The organism is Paraflavitalea pollutisoli (assembly GCF_029360705.1).
Classification (GTDB): domain Bacteria; phylum Bacteroidota; class Bacteroidia; order Chitinophagales; family Chitinophagaceae; genus Paraflavitalea; species Paraflavitalea pollutisoli.
Genome location: NZ_JARKMX010000008.1, coordinates 3,859,143 through 3,877,566, shown reverse-complemented (window position 1 = coordinate 3,877,566; position 18,424 = coordinate 3,859,143). Strand labels below are relative to the sequence as shown.

Annotated in this window: 15 protein-coding genes; 11 read left to right on the top strand and 4 right to left on the bottom strand. The window is 49.1% G+C overall.

Going from position 1 to position 18,424, the window contains the following annotated elements; translation table 11 throughout:
- Nucleotides 1-116 precede the first annotated feature (116 nt).
- On the bottom strand, nucleotides 117-2,027 hold the full coding sequence (locus tag P2W70_RS29130) for a PKD domain-containing protein (protein WP_276485102.1): 1,911 nt from the start codon (nucleotides 2,025-2,027) through the stop codon (nucleotides 117-119).
- A 472-nt stretch (nucleotides 2,028-2,499) separates the two neighbouring features.
- Between P2W70_RS29130 and P2W70_RS29125 the strand changes: the two genes are divergently transcribed.
- From P2W70_RS29125 to P2W70_RS29115, 3 genes are all read left to right on the top strand, one after another.
- Nucleotides 2,500-3,636, top strand: a complete 1,137-nt coding sequence (locus tag P2W70_RS29125; protein WP_276485101.1) for an MFS transporter — start codon at nucleotides 2,500-2,502, stop codon at nucleotides 3,634-3,636.
- Between the two features lie 228 nt (nucleotides 3,637-3,864).
- A complete protein-coding gene (locus P2W70_RS29120) occupies nucleotides 3,865-4,500 on the top strand; it encodes a DUF4136 domain-containing protein (protein ID WP_276485100.1) in 636 nt (211 codons plus the stop codon).
- A gap of 26 nt (nucleotides 4,501-4,526) precedes the next feature.
- A complete protein-coding gene (locus tag P2W70_RS29115) occupies nucleotides 4,527-5,147 on the top strand; it encodes an outer membrane beta-barrel protein (RefSeq protein ID WP_276485099.1) in 621 nt (206 codons plus the stop codon).
- Nucleotides 5,148-5,343: 196 nt separating this feature from the next.
- Here P2W70_RS29115 and P2W70_RS29110 read toward each other — a convergent pair whose 3' ends face one another.
- On the bottom strand, nucleotides 5,344-5,895 hold the full coding sequence (locus tag P2W70_RS29110; protein ID WP_276485098.1) for a YqgE/AlgH family protein: 552 nt from the start codon (nucleotides 5,893-5,895) through the stop codon (nucleotides 5,344-5,346).
- Nucleotides 5,896-6,195: 300 nt separating this feature from the next.
- On the opposite strand from P2W70_RS29110, the gene P2W70_RS29105 reads away from it, so the two are divergent.
- Nucleotides 6,196-7,593: a sensor histidine kinase gene (locus P2W70_RS29105; RefSeq protein ID WP_276485097.1), complete on the top strand. Its 1,398-nt coding sequence runs from the start codon at nucleotides 6,196-6,198 to the stop codon at nucleotides 7,591-7,593.
- Here the strand turns inward: P2W70_RS29105 and P2W70_RS29100 are convergent.
- Together P2W70_RS29100 and P2W70_RS29095 are read right to left on the bottom strand one after the other, a co-directional pair.
- Entirely contained in the window at nucleotides 7,544-8,785 is a 1,242-nt protein-coding gene (locus P2W70_RS29100; protein WP_276485096.1) for an S-adenosylmethionine:tRNA ribosyltransferase-isomerase, read from the bottom strand. The genes P2W70_RS29105 and P2W70_RS29100 overlap by 50 nt on opposite strands.
- A 32-nt stretch (nucleotides 8,786-8,817) precedes the next feature.
- On the bottom strand, nucleotides 8,818-9,228 hold the full coding sequence (locus P2W70_RS29095; protein WP_276485095.1) for a hypothetical protein: 411 nt from the start codon (nucleotides 9,226-9,228) through the stop codon (nucleotides 8,818-8,820).
- A 526-nt stretch (nucleotides 9,229-9,754) separates the two neighbouring features.
- Between P2W70_RS29095 and mraZ the strand changes: the two genes are divergently transcribed.
- From mraZ to murD, 7 genes are all read left to right on the top strand, one after another.
- Nucleotides 9,755-10,225 (top strand): division/cell wall cluster transcriptional repressor MraZ, encoded by a 471-nt coding sequence (mraZ, locus tag P2W70_RS29090; protein WP_276485094.1) that lies wholly within the window; start codon nucleotides 9,755-9,757, stop codon nucleotides 10,223-10,225.
- Nucleotides 10,226-10,229: 4 nt separating this feature from the next.
- A complete protein-coding gene (rsmH, locus tag P2W70_RS29085) occupies nucleotides 10,230-11,186 on the top strand; it encodes a 16S rRNA (cytosine(1402)-N(4))-methyltransferase RsmH (RefSeq protein WP_276485093.1) in 957 nt (318 codons plus the stop codon).
- 147 nt (nucleotides 11,187-11,333) lie between these two features.
- Nucleotides 11,334-11,693, top strand: coding sequence for an FtsL-like putative cell division protein (locus P2W70_RS29080; protein ID WP_276485092.1), 360 nt, complete (start codon nucleotides 11,334-11,336; stop codon nucleotides 11,691-11,693).
- Between the two features lie 116 nt (nucleotides 11,694-11,809).
- Nucleotides 11,810-13,918 carry a penicillin-binding protein gene (locus tag P2W70_RS29075; protein WP_276485091.1) on the top strand — a complete coding sequence of 703 codons (2,109 nt, stop codon included), beginning with the start codon at nucleotides 11,810-11,812 and terminating at the stop codon, nucleotides 13,916-13,918.
- Nucleotides 13,919-13,960: 42 nt separating this feature from the next.
- Nucleotides 13,961-15,427, top strand: a complete 1,467-nt coding sequence (locus P2W70_RS29070; protein ID WP_276485090.1) for a UDP-N-acetylmuramoyl-L-alanyl-D-glutamate--2,6-diaminopimelate ligase — start codon at nucleotides 13,961-13,963, stop codon at nucleotides 15,425-15,427.
- Nucleotides 15,428-15,597: 170 nt separating this feature from the next.
- On the top strand, nucleotides 15,598-16,875 hold the full coding sequence (gene mraY / locus P2W70_RS29065) for a phospho-N-acetylmuramoyl-pentapeptide-transferase (RefSeq protein ID WP_276485089.1): 1,278 nt from the start codon (nucleotides 15,598-15,600) through the stop codon (nucleotides 16,873-16,875).
- 200 nt (nucleotides 16,876-17,075) lie between these two features.
- Nucleotides 17,076-18,416: a UDP-N-acetylmuramoyl-L-alanine--D-glutamate ligase gene (murD, locus tag P2W70_RS29060; protein WP_276485088.1), complete on the top strand. Its 1,341-nt coding sequence runs from the start codon at nucleotides 17,076-17,078 to the stop codon at nucleotides 18,414-18,416.
- Nucleotides 18,417-18,424 lie beyond the last annotated feature (8 nt).

Genomic DNA, 18,424 nt, shown 5'->3' with positions numbered 1-18,424 from the left:
AAAACAGGCCAGGCCGCTCGAAGCGGCCCGGCGATTTCAACATTCATGGAGATGTCATTGATCTAAAAAGTACTTTATGTATAGGCCCGGGAAGCACTGCTTACCGGGCTTTTGTTTTATTGCTTCACAAACTTCCTGATCTCATGCAACTGATCGCCCATCGATACCTCCAGCAGGTAGATGCCGGGCTTCAGTGATTTTGTTTCCAATTGTAGCGTGCTCAATCCTTCCTTACGGTACTGTTGTTGCTGGCGAATGAGCCGTCCATCGAGGCTCAATACCCTGACCTGTAATTGGCCCTTACCCGCATGGTTGAGTTGCAGGGTCAGTTGGTCTTTTACCGGGTTGGGGTAGTATTCCAGTACGGTGCTGGTTGGTGTCGCGGCAATCCTGATCACCGCGGAATATTGCCTGGTGACGCCCTGCGCATTCACCAGTTTGAGTCGATAATAGGTGGTGGTAACAGGCGATTGCTGATCGCTGAAGCTATAGGGTTGCAGGGTGCTGCTGCGACCGGCACCTGGTATTTTACCGATAGTCGTATACTGCTTACCATCCAGGCTGCGCTCGATATCGAAATGATCGTTGTCTTCCTCCTGCGCCGTGGCCCAGGTCAGTAAGGTATGACCATTGCCGGCAGTGCCTTTAAAGAAGCTGAGTTGTGTCGGCAATAGAACGGCCGATGAATTGATCGATACGAAGTCGGTGGTTTTGGCCCCCAGGGCATCGGTAGTTTCCAATTGCAATTGATACGTACCTACCAGCAGGTTGGTAATATCGGGATTAGCGACTGCATCATTGGAGAAGGTGATGGTGGCTGGTCCCGACAATTTCGTCCATTTATAACTGAGGGTGGTGCCGTCGGGGTCGTACGAGTCGCCGCCATGGAGGGTGGCGCTGCCATATTCGATGGTCTGGTTGTCGCCTGCCTCGGTAATGGGAGGGATATTGGGCGTAGTGCCGGCTACCACATTGATGTTGACGGTAGCCGTGACCCAATCGGCGCGGTCGTCGATCGCCGTCAGTTCGTAGGTATAGGTACCCGCGGTAGTAAGACGGTTGATACGCGTGTTGCCATGGGTGGATACCGGTGTTACAACGGTGCTGGTGATGGGGCCTGCAATTTGTTTCCAGACATATCTTTCAATATGACCGTCCGGGTCTGAAGACCGGGCGCCACTGAGGAAAGCATAACCGGTGCTGCTGGAGATGGTGATATTGCTGCCGGCAACGGCCCGTGGGCGTATGTTGATGGGTTTGCTTCTATCCTGTCCCAACAGCCATTCGTATACGTTGGGGTTGTGCTGGCTATTGTCGTAGCTGAAAGCCTTGTTCCAGGCATTGTGTGCGCTGCCCGTATACATGCTCATATAAGCTTTTACGGCGCCACCACAACTACCGTTGATGCTGTTGACAATGGCTTCTGTACAATTGGCTTGTGTCACCGGATCTCCTTTGGCATGCGAAGCCCAAAGGGGGAGATCGGCATTGGCCACCTTACAGTAATCGTTCGACTGACAGGTAGGAGCGCTGGTCGCAATGGCGTTGAGCATCCTGCCATTGGTCACGGAGCCGGCGGCAAAGTCCCACACACCGCCACCACCCTGGCTAAGGCCCATCAGGGAGATACGGTTGGTATCGACATTCAGGTTGGCTTTGGCGTATTTGATCATTTCTTCCGTATAGAAATTATACCAGAAACTGCTGTTGCTCAGTTGGGGTGAGAGGACGAGAAATGTTTGCCATTTACCATTCCAGTAAAAGCGCATGGTAAGACCCTCACTGATGTACCTGGGGATACTCTCTTCTTTTACCTTGGCGAGTTGGGTGGTGCCGTTACCGATTTGTCCTCTTCCATGCAGGAAGATGATCAATGGGTATTTGGGACCGCGGGGATTGTAATCAGTGGGTGTGTACTGCAGAAATCCGATACGTTGGCCGTTGGCCGCGATAAGACTTTTTTCTACTTGCTGTGCTGTGGCGTATAGGCACACGAAGAGGCAGACCATGAGTAAACTGGTTTTCATAGTGGTTCTTTTTTGGGTCAAAAAGCCAGGATTATTATTGCCATGCTGTGCCTTCACCTGCATGGTGATCCCGGTACGGATGATCAGGGACGTGCCTGAAAATTCGCAATTACTATACCATATGCCGTTTTCGGGGGGTATCATTGCCGGATACCTGCAAAATCGAGTGGTTTTGCAGGGCTGTCGTAGAATCCCTATGAAAGCGGTGGTAGATCTATGAACCGGGAATACTGCAGCAGGTGATCGTAAAAGGTGGATGGGCCATGGGATGATGGGAAAGCTATAGAGCTGGAGGCCATCGGGCATCATGGCCATACTGGCGGATATTTGGTCGTCAGCCTGTTTCTTTGCAGGGAGCGGGTCGCGGCAACAATATTGGAGGCTTTCTAGCCGGCCGCTTGTTCCATAGCAAGGACCGGGTATCAGCAACAATTCGTCGATCTCATCGCCAGGCGATCTATCTTTGCGCTACATGAGCAATCATAAACCCTTAACGCACCGCGTGGCGGCTTCCTGCTTCTTCTTTGTATGCGGGTTTATTTTTGCGACCTGGGCATCGCGTATACCGGCCGTGAAGGAGCAGTTTCACCTCAATGAGGCGGAGCTGGGGGCGGTATTGTTCATGTTGCCCCTGGGCTCTCTGGTGGGATTGCCGCTGGCAGGATGGGCCGTGACCGTGGTGGGTAGCCGGTTGATCAACTATCTCTCTGCCATCTTGTATGCTGCGGTATTGTTGTTTATAGGCTACAGCAACTCTGTGGTGTCCTTGTCGGTAGCCTTGTTTCTCTTCGGCTTTTGTGGTAATGTGCTCAACATCTCTATGAATACACAGGCCTTGCTGGTGCAGGAAGAGTTGTATGATAAGTCTCTGTTGTCTTTCTTTCATGGTTTATGGAGTGTAGGGGCCATGTCGGGTGCTGCGCTGGGCGGTTATACGATGAAGACCGGGGCGAGCACCCAACAGCATTTCGGTATGGTGACTATTATTGTTGCCGTAGTGACGACCGTTGCGGTCTTTTACCTGATCCGCAAAGGCAAGCCGGCTGGTAGTCAGAAGATCTTTGCATTGCCCGATAAAACACTTTGGTTGCTGGGCGCTATTTGCTTTTGTTGTGCCATTTGCGAAGGGGCGATGGCCGACTGGAGTTCGCTGTATTATAAGCAGGTGTTGAATGATGTGCAAAAAGTCAGCACGACAGGGTATATGATCTTCGCGTGTATGATGGCGTTGGCACGGCTGATCGGCGACCTGGTCATTGGGCGGTTGGGATATAAAGGAGCTTTGCTGCTGGATGGTGTGTTGATCACGATCGGTTTGCTGGTAGCCACCTTGCTGTCGTACCCGGCATCGGTGATCATCGGTTTTGGGCTGATTGGTTTTGGTGTGGCCACGGTGATCCCGATCGTGTATACGTTAAGTGCCAAAACGACTACAATGAGTACCAGTGCTGCGCTCGCGGCGGTGAGTACGGTGGGTTTCTCGGGTTTCCTGGTGGGCCCGCCAATGATCGGTTTTATTGCCCATCAAACCGGCTTGCGGATCGCGTTGCTGCTGTTGTCGTTGCTGGGGCTGGTGATCCTCTTTTTGTGTAGGAAAGTTAAATCGTAACGCTTGCCTTTATCCTTGTTTTCTTCGCTGCTTTATTGACTCTCTTCCCTCGCCTCGATGCCTTATTGCCCATTTGCCTTTCATCCCTTGCTGTCTTGTTGCCTTCTTTCCCCAATTGCATCGCCTTTTTAACCGCCTTTTAATGAATGTTATAGCGGTGTTAAGTATGTTCCCCTACTCAACCGTGGCACCTTATTTTTCGTCAATAGAGGAGTAAACATCAACACAATGAAAAACGTCCTATTAACGATCAGTGCAGTTGCCTCGCTTGGATTGTTGGGTAGTTGTACCAAAGAACCTTTGAATAATCTTACGGAAGGAGAGAGCAGGATTTATATCACCAACTATGATAGTACTGCTTCTTTTGCCAGTTATAAAACCTTCAGCATCGTAGATTCGGTAGCGGTGATTTCCAATAACCGCCTCGAAGGAAAAGCAGTGTCCGATTATGATATAGCTATCATCGCTGCGTTGAAAAGCAGGCTGCAGCAACAGGGCTATACGCTGGTGAACAAAAGTCAGCAACCCGATCTCGGTATCAACGTCAGCCGTATTTACAACACCTCGACCGGTGTCATTAGTTATCCGGATTATTGGGGCAGCTATTATGGTTTTTATGATCCCTTTTATTGGGGCTATCCCGGCATTGGTTATGGATTCCCGTCGTACTATGGCACTTACTCCGTTACGGAAGGTGCTCTGTCGATCGATGCGCTGGACCTGAAAGATGCGGGTGCCGACAAAAAGATCGAAGGTGTATGGATGGGCCTGGTGCGTGGGTCGGGGGTATTCCGTGCTGCGAATGCGCCGGGGCAGGTCAACACGCTGTTTGACCAATCAGGTTACTTCAAGACGAATCAATAATTCCTGCACACTAAACGCTATCAACAATGAAAACCTCTTATAAGATATTTGCGGTACTCGTGGTGGGTTTATTAGCTGCCGGTACTGCCAGCGCTCAATACGGTCGCTTGAACCTCAACATCAATTATTCGATCAATACGCCGGTAGGTGATTTCAAGGATGTGGTCAATAAAACGTCCTATCGCTCCTGGGCCGCCAGCCTGCTTTATGGTATCAACGATAAGATCTCCGTGGGCCTGGGAACAGGTTTCCAGGACTTCTATCAAAAATATCCCCGTCAGGTATACAAACTGGAAGATGGTGGTGATATCTCGGCAGTGTTGACCAATTCGGTACAAACTATTCCAATCCTGGCGCAGGCACAATACAATTTTACGCCTGGTGCGGTGGTGCAACCCTATGTCGGTGTGGGTGTGGGTGGTAACCTCATCCTGTATCGCCAATACCTCGGCGAGTTTGGCAGCAGCGCCACCAAGTTTGGTTTTGCGGCGCGTCCCGAAGCGGGGGTATTTATTCCGTTCCGAAAAGGCGGACCGGCAGGTATTACTGTACGGGCCGACTACAACTATATGCCGATCGACTACAACGAACTGCAAGGCGTGAGCAACTGGGGCGCCGGTGTGGGTGTCAAATTTCCCCTGCAGTAACAATATTTTTCTGGTGCTGAAAGTTTGATGAGAGAAGGCCTCGCCCTGGTGGCGGGGCCTCGTTTTTTGAAAAAGGCAGCAACTGGCAGTCTGGTAAATTCAGTCACGTGTTTCTACCATGGCACCAAATAAAAAGCGATTGTATCGCATCGATACAACCGCTTTGGGTATCTGAGAGCTGGTGATCAGGCCAGCATTAATTCAATTGTGGATCGATGGGGAAATTGGCCATCATTTCATAATCGCCTCCGAGCAGTTTGAGGGCGTCTTTCCAGATCTCGGCCGTATTGCGGTGGAAGACCAGCTTCTGGTTGGCTTCTGCCGTAAGCCAGGAATTCTCCTTGAGCTCATCATTGAGCTGGCCGCTGCCCCAGCCGGAATAGCCGATGAAAAAGCGGATCTTGCTGGTATCGATGGAACCTTCCCGGATGTGTTGGATGGCGGTTTCAAAATCGCCTCCCCAGTAAATACCATCCTGCACTTCGAAGCTACCAGGAATGAGCGTAGGGTATTGGTGAAGGAAATGAATGGTGTCCATCTGTACAGGACCACCATAGAAAACGGGCAACTTCAGTTCATCCAGGTTGTTCATTAACTCGTTCAGCGTGTGCTCGTAAGCGCGGTTGATGACAAAGCCGAAACTGCCTTCCTCCTGGTGGTCGCAGAGAAAAACCACCGTGCGCATGAAGTTGGGGTCTTTCAAAAAAGGCTCTGCGATCAACAACGTTCCAGGTCCCGGTTTTATCATATTCCTAAATTAAGACTTATTTGCTGCTGGCAAAATGATTGTTCAAAAAAAGGGAATCGTTACACAAAACTTCATAAGTTAGCAGCCCGGCGGCACGAAGCCGACGGATGAATCGGGGAATTATACCTCGGATCTTGATAAAAGTTAGTTAAATACAAACGCCCGAACCCTTACTGGCAGTGGTTCTGTAGCCTGTTTAGTACATTTGCCGATTGAAAATTGTCTGCTGAGAAAATTGACGATTAACGACGGCTCTCGAGGAATAGGCAGGTAATGGACGTGGCGTTAAAATCATATCAGTTGCAACTACGGAAAATATTTCCCATCATCATTGTACTGATCAGTCTGTCGCTGATCGGGACCATTTATGTTCAATACAACTGGCTGAACACCATGCTTGTCGACAAGCAGGAAGATTTCAAGTATAAAATGACCCGGGCTATGGATGCCGTGGGTAAAACCTTGATGGAGCAGAAAGGCACCTTGCCTTCCTTGAAGAACTACCGCACCAAGCCCAATTTCAACTGGCCTTCCGAGCAATTCCAGATGGAGCTGATGAAGCCGCCTACCATCGCTCAAAAGTTTACAGAATTTGAAGTAGAAGAGAAGTTGCGCAAAGCATTCGATGCCCAGCAACTGAATAAGCTAAAGTTTGAATTTGCCGTCAACTCCAATGTGAACCTCATGTCGTACGAGCTGAAGTCGAGGGGCTTTATGAAGGCAGCAGAAGACATCGATACAGCCACCGGCAAAAACCTGGTATTCGTCTATTATTTCTCTCCCCCCAGTGGCAGTGACCTCGAGAACCTGGTGCCGGAGGAAAATATGATCGTTATTGTGCCAGACATCCGCAAGATCATCCTGCAGCAGATGCAGTGGATGATCGTAGGAGCGGTATTCTTTACCATCATGATCATTGCGGCTTTCTATATTACCGTGGCGGCATTGTTGCGTCAGAAAAAGCTGAGTGAGATCAAGAATGATTTTATCAACAACATGACGCACGAGTTCAAAACGCCCCTGGCGACGATATCGTTGGCGGTGGATGCACTACGCAACGATAAGGTGTTGCAGGACCGCACCAAGATGGACTACTTCAGTGGTATCATCAAGGAAGAGAACAAGCGGATGAACAAACACGTGGAGACGATTCTGCAGGCCGCGGTGATGGACCGGCAGGAGTTGCAGCTGAACAAGCAGCCTATTCATGTGCATGACCTCATTCATGAGATCATCGACAATTATATTCTGCAACTGGCAGATAAGAACGGCGAGGCCGACCTGAACCTGAGTGCCCGCCAGGATGCGATCGAGGCCGATCCGGTGCATTTCCGCAACCTGATCTCCAACCTGATCGACAACGCGGTGAAATACTCCAAGGAGAATCTGATTCTCAAGATCACTACGCACAGTACCAGCAAGAACCTTGTGATCCGCATAGAGGATAATGGCATCGGTATGAGCAAGGAAACGGTGCGCCGCATCTTTGAAAAATTCTACCGGGCACATACCGGCAACATCCACAATGTAAAAGGCTTTGGCCTGGGGCTCAGTTATGTGAAAACCATCGTCGACGCCCACCATGGTAAGATCAAAGTAGAAAGCGTATTGGGTAAGGGCTCGGCCTTTACGCTCGAGTTGCCGCTACTCAAGAACCAGCCTGTTGCCGAAACAACAGACACCCATCTCCATAGCTAAGGAACCGGAATTCATGGTCCAGTGCATACTGGTATAAGCTTTTCCATTGCGGCCCCACAAAGGCGGCCACCAGCAACAACAGCGTTGATTGCGGTTGGTGAAAATTGGTGACCAGGGCGCGGGGTATGCGAATGGTATACCCGGGGGTGATTAGGAGGCGTGTTTTGGTTATCAGTCGTTCCCAGTCCTGTGCCTGCATATAGTGCAGGAGTGCGGTAAGCGATTCTTTCACGGTTATTTGATCTGCTTTCAATTCATAAGCATCCCATTGTTGTACATCGAGTTGTTCCGGTTGAATGCCGGGATGGAGCATGGTTTTTACACCCAGCCAGTAGAGGCTTTCGACTGTACGCATGGAGGTGGTGCCCACTACGGTAATATGTTTCTCCGAATAATCGATTAGTTGTTGGATGAGCGATTGGGGTACGTCGATGAACTCGGCGTGCATGGGATGTTCTTCCATGGTATCGCTTTTTACGGGCTGGAAGGTGCCGGCGCCTACGTGCAGGGTGACATAGGCACGCTGTATGTTACGGGCCTGCAACCGTTGGAACAGGCTGTCGGTAAAGTGTAATCCGGCAGTAGGAGCTGCCACGGAACCTTCGGCTGCTGCATAGATGGTCTGGTAACGTTCGGAATCTTCCTGGTCGGCTTTCCTTTTTATATAAGGTGGCAGGGGGATCATGCCGGCGATGTGCAATACTTCGGCAAAACTGAGCTCCGCAGCTGACCATGATAGTTCTATCGCAAAGCTGTCCTGAATCTTTTCTACGTACCGGGCCTGCAGCAACAGCTTGCCGTCGCCATAAGGCAGGTGTTTTTCAAGCAGCTGTCCAGCTTTCCATTTGGAGAACCCGCCTACCAGGCACATCCAGGTTACTTTTCCTTTTTGCGACATGGCGGTGGTAATATCAGCGTAGGTGGCGTGTGGTTCAAGGCAAAAGATCTCGATGGAAGCGCCGGTGGGTTTCTGAAATAGCAGGCGCGCTGCTACTACCCGGGTATTATTAAATATCAGGAGTGAGTCGGTGGGTAGGTATTGATCGATGTGGCGGTAAACATCTTCTGTAATGTTTCCCTGCTGGTAGATCATCAGTTTGGATCCATCCCTTTCGGGCAGGGGGTAATGGGCGATGCGTTCATCCGGGAGGTCGTACGTGAAATCTTTAATGGCTAAACTCTTGGGGTGCATAATGGGTACGGCTTACAGCCGTTATTTTTAAATTATCGCTTTGCTTTGGGTACTACCAGTTTCAATCCACTCCATTGCTCGCTCACCGCACAAACCTTTACATCGACCAGGTCATTTTTTAAAGCGTAGTCCCGGATGATGTCTTCCGTGACATCTGTAGGGATACCAGCGCTTTTCTTGTACCAGCTGACCCAGGTAATAACGGATGAGTTGCTTCGATATACCTCTTTCAACTGTTGCATTTCCGTCAGTAATTGTTTTTTATTGGCAACAAACAGGTGTATAAGGTTAGGAATCTCATTTTTGTTTACCAATTGCGGGCCCAGGTCGTATGATAGTAATGCTGCATAGTTGTCTGGCGGATGGATCAGCAGCACCTTCATGTGTTCCTGAATGCCCAGTTTTTTCAAAAGCGGGGTTCCTGAATATCCTGCAGTTGCCATCGAAAGTGGGATTTAGTGGAAGGAAATCCGGTTTTGACAAAGGTACTGGCCATTGTTTATTCCACCCAAATGCTCCGGTCGCCCGCGGGCGCCTAAACTTCCCCCACTTTTTACCACCATTTTGGGCCTTTTACCCCGATTTCAGGACGCCTTTACCCCACGAGCACCCAAACGAGACATCTTCAATACTTCTTATAGGGCTTTTTAGTCAAAATTGCTTTATAATATGCTCCTGCGATGTAGTCTGCCTGCCAGGAAAATGGAAAATAGAAAGGATATGCCACCAGGAAAATTGGCTGTGCACACCTGGTAGGACTTTATGCACAGGTTTTACGGGTAAATTCACAGGTAATGCACACCCGTAAAGGCTCCCACTATAGCTGTTGCCTCTGAAATGAAGTGCTATGGCTAATTGTAATAAAATCAAGACCTGTGGAAAAAATAAACTTTCCAAATCCTCGTTTAAAAGTGGGAAAAAGTGTTATTTTGTGGTAATTAGAAGCGGATATGAGTTAAGTGATTAGAAATGAATGGTTTTATCGGCGAATACGAAGCTACTTTGGACTCAAAAGGTCGCTTCCTTTTACCGGCAGGCTTTAAAAAGCAGCTGTCGGAAGAGGCCGGGAACCAGTTTGTTATCAACAGAGGGTTTGAAAAGTGCCTTACGCTGTACCCCATGAAAAGTTGGGAGCCCATATTCGCTGAATTAGGAAAGTTGAATGATTTTGACCCCAAAGTTCGGGAATTCAGGAGATACTTCATGAATGGGGCGACGGTTTTGGAGTTGGATAGTGCGGGAAGGTTATTGGTGCCCTCCAATTTGAAAGAACATGCCGGACTGGAGAAAGACATTGTGTTGGTGGCGGCTATGAACAAAATTGAAATTTGGGATAAGGATAAGTACCAAAAGTTCTTTGAATCTTTTTCACCCGAGGCTTTCAGTACGATCGCGCAACAGGTAATGTCGCCTGGAAGTGGTCCGGCAATTCAACTGTAACAAGATGAGTGACCAGGACAACCATAGTGCTGATCTTTCTGCTGCATCAGGTAACGATGCCGGCTATCATGTACCGGTATTGTTGCAGGAAACAGTAGATGGATTAAACGTTCTGCCGGATGGCATTTATGTGGATTGCACATTCGGTGGTGGCGGACATTCCCGCGAGATACTGAAAAGGCTTGGACCTAATGGACGATTATTTGGATTCGATCAGGATGCGGATGCGAAGCGTAATTTACCAGATGATGGACGCCTGGTATTTGTGCCGCATAATTTCCGGCATCTGCAAAGGTTTTTGCGGGTTCATAAAATAACACAGGTAAATGGAATTTTGGCTGATCTCGGCGTAAGTAGCCACCAGTTTGACGAAGCTGATCGCGGCTTTTCTATTCGTTTTGAAGGTGATATGGATATGCGAATGGATATGCGGCAGGAACTTACGGCTTACGAAGTGGTGGATACTTACGACGAGCAAAGGCTGCACAAATTGTTTGAGCAGTACGGCGAAGTCACCAACTCCAAAACCCTGGCAAAGACCATTGTGCAGGTACGAAAACACGTATCGCTCAAAACAATCTCCAATTTTAAGCAGGCCCTGCATTCGGTGGTGAAAGGGAATCCCAACAAGTACTTTGCTCAGGTATTTCAGGCTTTGCGCATTGAGGTGAATGATGAATTGGGGGCTTTGAAAGACATGCTGCAACAAATTCCTTCACTATTAGCTCCTGGTGGCCGTGCGGCCATTATCACCTTTCATTCACTGGAAGACAGGATCGTAAAAAACTATTTCCGAAAGGGTGATACGGAAGAGGCTGCCGAGGCCGATCCGTTTGGGCGCAATGTTCCGGAAGCGCCACTGAAAGTCATCACCAAAAAACCAATCACTGCTGGTCAGGACGAACTGAAACGCAACCCGCGTTCACGCAGCGCGAAACTACGGGTAGCGGAAAAGGCATAAGTGTATTGGTACCGTCAATGTTGTAGTTCTTATCATCAATATAAAGGGTATAATTTCCAATGTCTATGTGTGAACCGCGTAGAACATTCAGCAATCTTATTAGCGGTTGAGTGGTGAGTAACTGCTCAGCCGCTGATCTTAACCACCATGAGCGAAGAAAAAGAACAAGAAGCGGCAGGTAAGGAGCAAGAGCAAAAGCGTGAACGGAAAAGATTGTTCAGCTATCGCTGGATCGTCAAGAATATCCCGTTCTTCCTTTTTCTTTCGGCATTGGCAGTGGTGTATATCTATAATGGTCACTATGCAGATAAAACGATCCGGGACATCAACAAAGTAAGCCGGGAGTTGAAAGAATTGCAGTACGAGTTCAAGACCCTGAAGAGTGAAGTGATGTACCGCAGCAAGCAGAGCGAGATGGCCAAAGCAGTAGAGCCTTTGGGTTTGAAGGAGTTGATCACACCACCTGTCATCCTGAGCGATACGGCGGGAAACAAAAAGGAAGAGTAAGGCGGTGATGAGAAACGGGTAAAGCACCGAGCTCATTTAAACGACAAGTATTAAAACAATCGCAAACTATATAGACAGCCTGTCTCTTGGAAGTCAAACGCGACATATTATGGAGAGTGTACCTATGCTTTATCGGCATAGTTGTATTCAGTGTGGTGATCCTGGGACGTGCAGTGTATATCCAGCAGGTGCAAGGCACCTATTGGCTGGCGCAGGCCAAGGCCCAGGAGCAGCGGTTTGAAGAGATCGACGCCGAACGCGGTACGATCTACAGTGAAGATGGAAGCATGCTCAGCACTTCCATACCGTTCTTTAACATATACATCGATTTCATGGCCGAAGGGCTTCGTGAAAAAGATGGAAAGCGTTTCCGGAATAACGTCGATTCCCTGTCGATTGCACTGGCCGACCAGTTCAAAGACAAAACAGCTGCCGAATACCGGCAACTGTTGCAGAACGGCTACCGGAAGAAAGACAGGTATTTCCTCTTCAAAAGGAATATCTCCTTTCAACAGTTCAAAGCCTTGCGTTCGATGCCCCTCGTAAAACAGGGTCGCGACAAGAGCGGGTTCATTTATGAAGTAAAAGACAAGCGCCTGAACCCTTTCGGCTTACTGGCCAACAGAACGATCGGATTGTCGCGTGAGTATGTAGATAGTGAAGGAAAGATCAGGAATACCAATGTAGGATTGGAAAAGACCTACGATACGATCCTGAAAGGAGCGAGTGGAAAGCGCCTGATGCGCAAAGTGGCAGCTGGTGTGTTTGCACCGGTCGATGGGTCGGAGATAGAGCCACAGAATGGTAAGGACATCATCACCACGATCGATGTGAATATCCAGGATATCGCCGAGAATGCACTGATGAAGACACTGGTGGCGAACGAATGTGAATACGGAACGGCCCTGGTGATGGAAGTGAAGACCGGTAAGATCAAAGCGATCGCCAATCTCGGACGCAGAAGTGATGGCACGTATTGGGAAGACATGAACTACGCGATCCGTGCCTCTGAACCGGGATCAACTTTCAAGCTGGCCACCATGCTGGCCTTGCTCGAAGATAAAATGATCAACCTCAACCAACACGTGAACCTCGAGGGAGGTGCCTGGACGGTGAACGGAAGAACAGTATACGATAGTGAGAACCACGGTTATGACGTTACGATAAAAGAGGCTTTTGAGATGAGCTCGAATGTGGGTATGGCCAAAATGGTGATGACCCACTACAGCAAGAAGCCCACCCAGTTTGTGGATCATTTAAAGCGCATGCGCTTTCACAAGTACTCGGGGGTGGACCTGCTCGGCGAAACAACACCGATCATCAAAGTGCCGAAAGACAGAACCTGGAGCGCCACATCATTGCCCTGGATGAGTTTTGGATATGAAGTGCTGGTAAGTCCCCTACAAACCCTGATGCTGTATAATGCCATCGCCAACGATGGAAAGATGATGAAACCTTACCTGGTCAACGCCATTAAAGAGAATGGCCTGGTGGTAAAGGAGAATCAACCGGAGGTGTTGGAGCAAGCTGTTTGCAGTCCGCAAACGTTGACATTGTTGCAGGAATTGTTGAAAGGCGTCTGTAATGATCCGCATGGTACCGGATTCAGCCTTTTCAAAGGAGCCCCTTATTCCGTTTCGGGTAAAACGGGTACTTCTTTGATGGCGAATGGAAACCGTGGTTATGCCGATCATATCTATCAGTCGTCTTTTGCCGGATACTTTCCCGCCGATAACCCACAGTATAGCTGTATTGTGGTGGTGAGGAACAAGCCTTTTGCACCGGTGTACTATGGTGCCAGGATTGCTGGTCCGGTGTTTAAGGAATTGGCTGATAAGCTGTACGCCGTCAATGCCGACAAGGATAAAAAGAACAATCCCAACGGTGTTATCAAAAAAGACAGTTCTTCTTATTTATATGCAGGTGCCTCCGAAGACATGCAGCAGGTGATGAAAACACTTGACTGGAAATACCAGGATTCGGTGGGGACCTATGAATGGACCCGGATGTATGCGGTGAATTACAGTCCGGTACTCGATGGGCAGCCGGTGTCGAAAAAGATGGTGCCCGATGTGCGGGGGATGGGATTGAAGGATGCTTTGTATCTGCTCGAAAACATGCAGGCGAAAGTGGTGGTGAGGGGAAGGGGTAAAGTAAAGAACCAGAGTGTGGAACCCGGAACTGCTTTTGTGAAGAACCAGGTAATTACGATCGATCTGAATTAATCAGCAATAAACAGGATGGCCCTGTATAAAGGGCAAAACGATATGGCAGTTTTACAGGATATATTATATAAGGTAAGGATGCGCGCTGTACAGGGTAGTACCGATGTACCAGTGAGCGGCCTCCGGATAGATTCCCGTAAAGTGGGTGCAGGTGATCTGTTCATTGCAATCAAAGGGGTAGCAGCAGATGGCCATCAGTATATCGATACGGTGATTGAAAATGGAGCGGTAGCGATAGTCTGCGAAGTGATGCCTGCTACGCTGAAAGAAGGAGTAGCCTATGTGCAGGTAGAAAACAGTGGAGAAGCGGCTGGTTTGATTGCCCACAACTTCTACGGCCAGCCTTCCGAAAAAGTGAAGCTGGTAGGAGTGACCGGCACCAATGGCAAAACGACCATTGCCACCCTGTTGTTCAAATTGTTTAGTGGTCTTGGCTATACATGTGGATTGCTGAGTACGGTAGAGAATCATATTGGTGACCAGGTGATACCGGCTACCCATACCACGCCCGACGCGATCAGTCTGAATGAGTTGTTGCATAAGATGGTGGAAGCGGGTTGTACGCACGTATTCATGGAAACGAGTTCACACGCGATCCATCAACACCGTATTGCTGGTTTGAAGTATGCGGCAGGATTGTTCAGCAATATTACCCATGACCACCTGGATTACCACAAAACGTTCGACGAGTACATCCGGGTGAAGAAGGCTTTCTTCGATGGACTGTCGGCTGATGCCTATGCGATCTCCAATGCCGACGACAAGCGGGGAGCGGTGATGTTGCAGAATACTGCCGCACACAAGTACTTCTATAGCCTGCGTACCATGGCGGAGTTCAAAGGCAAGATACTGGAGAACGGACTGACCGGCCTGGTGATGACCGTCAACGACCAGGAAGTGCATTTCCGCCTGATCGGAGAATTCAATGCTTATAACCTGCTGGCCGTATATGGCGCAGCGGTTTGCCTGGGGGAAGACAAATTTGAAGTATTGCGGGTGCTGAGTGAACTGACAGGTGCAGAAGGCCGCTTTGATTATATCGTATCTCCCAACGACAAGGTGATCGGGATCGTTGACTACGCCCACACCCCGGATGCGTTGCTGAATGTGCTGGCCACCATCAAAGGTTTGCGCAAAGGACATGAGCAGATCATTTCGGTAGTAGGTTGTGGGGGAGATCGTGACAAAACCAAACGCCCTGAAATGGCGGAAGTGGCCTGTGAGTACAGCGACCGGGTAATCTTTACGTCCGATAATCCACGCAGCGAAGATCCCGAACAGATCTTACGTGATATGGAAGTGGGATTGAATACGGCGGCGAAACGGAAATACATCGCGATCATCGACAGGAAAGAAGCCATCAAGGCGGCCATCAGTATGGCAGCTCCCGGCGATATCCTGCTGATTGCGGGTAAAGGTCACGAGAAGTACCAGGAGATCAAGGGGGTTAAACATCCCTTCGACGACAAGCAAGTGCTGGCAGAGATGTTCCAGCTTTTTGAAAAATAGATTATCACGGACGGTTCACTATAAAACCAGGAGTAAAAAAGAGTAGGGGAAGATTGGAGCAGACCAATGAAGATGTTGATCGTAAGATTAGACCAATTTGAAACCCTGAACGAAAGAAGCTTACCTCTCTTTTCTTTTTCTGCTCTTTACTCTTGGTCAAACAAACCAACATGCTGTATTCTTTATTCGAGTGGTTCAAGGAAATGGGGGTTAAATTCCCGGGTAGTGCACTGTTTCAGTTCATTACTTCAAGGGTATTGATTGCAGTGATCCTTTCCCTGGTGATCTCGGCCGTGTTTGGTAAAAGGTTGATCAAGTACCTGCAGCGGAAGCAGGTGGGCGAATCGGTGCGTGACCTGGGCTTGCCCGGCGAACAGCAAAAGAAAGGTACACCGACCATGGGTGGTCTCATCATCATCCTGGCGATCCTGGTACCTACCTTGTTACTGGCCGACCTGCACAAAGCCTATATCCGGGTGATGATCTTTACGACGGTATGGCTTGGGATCGTTGGTTTTGTAGATGATTACCTGAAGTTGCGTGCCAAGAAGATTGCGCAAAAACAAGGTATACCTTATAAGAAAGGAGATAAAGACGGTTTGGCAGGCTGGTTCAAAGTGGCTGGCCAGGTGATACTGGGTATTGTGGTGGGAACCGTTCTGATGTTCAATGATAACACCAAGGTGTGGCGCGAGTATACCGGTGTGGTGAAGCCAGGCGATTCTTCCATCATTGAAAGAACGCTGGACGGAAAGAAAAAGTATTTCGTAGAGGCGAATGAACCGATTACCACGATCCCTTTTGTGAAATCGCATGAGTTCAACTACTCGAAGTTGTTGCCCGAGGCGATGCGTGGGCTTACCTGGGTGCTGTATGTGATCATTGTGATCTTTATCATTACGGCCGTGTCGAATGGAGCGAATATTACGGATGGTATCGATGGACTGGCAGGTGGGGTGAGTGCGATCATTGGTGCGTGTCTCGGCATATTTGCTTATGCGAGTGGTAACCTTCGGTTTGCGGAATACCTGAATATCATGTACATCCCCAACCTGGGCGAGCTGTCGATCTTCATCGGTGCCATGATCGGGGCCTGTGTGGGCTTCCTCTGGTACAATGCTTATCCAGCACAGGTGTTCATGGGTGATACAGGTAGTTTGACGCTGGGAGGTATCATTGCGGCGCTGGCCATTATAGTACGGAAAGAATTGTTGATCCCGATATTCTGCGGTGTGTTCCTGGTGGAAGTGTTGAGTGTGACGCTGCAGGTGAGTTATTTCAAATACACGAAAAAGAAGTATGGTGAGGGGCGAAGGATATTCCTGATGAGCCCGCTACACCATCACTACCAGAAATTGGGTTACCATGAGGCGAAGATCGTGACGAGGTTCTGGATCGTAACCATTCTGTGTATCGTGTTTGCGATCGTTACGTTGAAGATCAGGTAGTAGTTTATAATAGTAGTATGGTTAGTCTCTGATCAGTTTTTGTTATTCAGTTCCTCTTACGAAAAACCAACCAATAGTGTGTAGTTGGAGAAAGTTCAAACTACCGAAGAACCCCCTTAATCCGATTCGTTGACAAAACCAATGAGCTGGCGGATGTATTATTCCGGCTGGCGGCCTATTAAATGACTTAGGACGAAACCATGAGCAAACGTTTGGTAATACTGGGAGCAGGTGAAAGTGGAGTCGGCGCGGCCATCCTGGGCCAGCAGCGGGGTTACGACGTTTTCGTGTCCGATGGTCAGGCCATTAAAGACAATTATCGCGAAGAGCTGGAGTCATATCATATACCTTTTGAGGCAGGGCAGCATACGGAGTCGCTGATCCTGCATGCAGACGAAGTGATGAAAAGCCCGGGTATTCCCGAGAAGAATGAATTGGTGAAGAAGATCAGGAAGCAGGGTATACCGATCATCAGTGAGATTGAACTGGCTTACCGGTACAAAGGCGATAGCAAGATCATTGGCATCACGGGCAGCAATGGTAAAACGACCACGACGGCGCTGACCTATCATATCTGTAAAACAGGTGGTGTGGATGCGGCCCTGGTCGGAAATATCGGGTACTCTTTTGCCAAACAGGTGGCGGTAGATCCCAAGCCTGTGTATGTAGCCGAGATCAGCAGTTTTCAACTGGACGATATTCACACGTTCAGACCAGATATAGCAATACTGACCAATATTACCGAGGATCATCTGGACCGATATGATTACCAGTTCCGGAATTATATCAACAGTAAGTTCCGGATTGTGGAGAACCAGACAGCAAACGACTATTTTATTTATTGTGAGGATGACCCTGTGACCATGCAGAACCTGGGGCATTTTACTATCAAATCTAACCCACTACCATTCACTATGAGCAGAGAAATCAATCGCGGCGCTTTTATTCAAAACGGCAAAATGACCGTCGCGACTGGCGACGAGAAGGTCCAGATGAGTATTTATGATTTTGCCCTGAAGGGTAAACACAATCAATACAACACCATGGCGGCAGGGATAGCGGGCGCAACGATCGGGATCCGCAAGGAGAAGATCCGTGATGCGGTACAAACTTTTGAGAGCCTCGAGCACCGCATGGAGTCTGTGTCGGTAGTGCGTGGGGTGACGTTCATCAACGATAGTAAGGCCACCAATGTCAACAGCACCTGGTATGCGCTGGAGAGCATGGAGAAGCCAACAATCCTGATCCTGGGTGGGGTAGACAAGGGTAATGATTACACTTTGCTGACCGACCTGGTGAAGGAAAAAGTAAAAGCGATCGTCTGCATGGGCGTCGATAACCGCAAGATCCACGAAGCTTTCCAGCATGATGTGGAAGTGATGGTCAATACCGGCAGCGCCCGGGAAGCTGTTCAGGCTGCTTTCCACCTGGCCAACAAAGGAGATGTAGTATTGCTCAGCCCTGCCTGTGCCAGCTTCGACCTGTTCAAGAACTACGAAGACAGGGGCGACCAGTTCAAGGCAGCGGTTAGAGAACTTTAGTGGATAGT

What these genes read in the sequence shown, in the direction of transcription:
- P2W70_RS29095 (WP_276485095.1), bottom strand. Translation starts at nt 9,228, where the DNA reads ATGGCAACTGCAGGATATTCAGGAACCCCGCTTTTGAAAAAACTGGGC.
- murD (WP_276485088.1), top strand. Translation starts at nt 17,076, where the DNA reads ATGAGCAAACGTTTGGTAATACTGGGAGCAGGTGAAAGTGGAGTCGGC.
- P2W70_RS29125 (WP_276485101.1), top strand. Translation starts at nt 2,500, where the DNA reads ATGAGCAATCATAAACCCTTAACGCACCGCGTGGCGGCTTCCTGCTTC.
- P2W70_RS29115 (WP_276485099.1), top strand. Translation starts at nt 4,527, where the DNA reads ATGAAAACCTCTTATAAGATATTTGCGGTACTCGTGGTGGGTTTATTA.
- P2W70_RS29070 (WP_276485090.1), top strand. Translation starts at nt 13,961, where the DNA reads ATGGCAGTTTTACAGGATATATTATATAAGGTAAGGATGCGCGCTGTA.
- P2W70_RS29130 (WP_276485102.1), bottom strand. Translation starts at nt 2,027, where the DNA reads ATGAAAACCAGTTTACTCATGGTCTGCCTCTTCGTGTGCCTATACGCC.
- P2W70_RS29110 (WP_276485098.1), bottom strand. Translation starts at nt 5,895, where the DNA reads ATGATAAAACCGGGACCTGGAACGTTGTTGATCGCAGAGCCTTTTTTG.
- mraZ (WP_276485094.1), top strand. Translation starts at nt 9,755, where the DNA reads ATGAATGGTTTTATCGGCGAATACGAAGCTACTTTGGACTCAAAAGGT.
- P2W70_RS29120 (WP_276485100.1), top strand. Translation starts at nt 3,865, where the DNA reads ATGAAAAACGTCCTATTAACGATCAGTGCAGTTGCCTCGCTTGGATTG.
- P2W70_RS29100 (WP_276485096.1), bottom strand. Translation starts at nt 8,785, where the DNA reads ATGCACCCCAAGAGTTTAGCCATTAAAGATTTCACGTACGACCTCCCG.
- mraY (WP_276485089.1), top strand. Translation starts at nt 15,598, where the DNA reads ATGCTGTATTCTTTATTCGAGTGGTTCAAGGAAATGGGGGTTAAATTC.
- P2W70_RS29080 (WP_276485092.1), top strand. Translation starts at nt 11,334, where the DNA reads ATGAGCGAAGAAAAAGAACAAGAAGCGGCAGGTAAGGAGCAAGAGCAA.
- rsmH (WP_276485093.1), top strand. Translation starts at nt 10,230, where the DNA reads ATGAGTGACCAGGACAACCATAGTGCTGATCTTTCTGCTGCATCAGGT.